1 protein-coding gene is annotated in these 302 nt (G+C 74.8%); it reads left to right on the top strand.

Going from position 1 to position 302, the window contains the following annotated elements:
- Nucleotides 1-26: 26 nt before the first annotated feature.
- On the top strand, nt 27-302 hold a 276-nt coding region (locus ACR6JA_RS23060; RefSeq protein ID WP_494599834.1), incomplete at its 3' end, for a hypothetical protein.

Here is a 302-nt window from a genome sequence, read left to right as displayed (position 1 = left end):
GGCCGGGAGAGGGCGCCGCGCCTCGCGTGTCGACCTGCTGGCGGGCGCAAGCCGGGGGCAATGGCTGCGCGGGCCTGGAACTGGCGCTTGACGACGCCTTCATCGAGGCCCTGCGAAATGGCCGCACGGCGTTCCTGGAGCCGCTGCTGGCACAGTCCAACGGCGATATCATGCCGTCCGCCATCGTGGTGCCGCCGGGCCGCTGGGGGGGGCCTGGCGGCGCGCTGGTGGTGCGGCCGGCGGCCGGCACCCGGCTCAAGCGCGGCGACCTGGCCTGCATCGAGGACGTGGCTGAACGCCTG

This window comes from Cedecea sp. B1(4), assembly GCF_059414925.1.
This window is presented reverse-complemented; position numbering and strand designations above follow the sequence as displayed.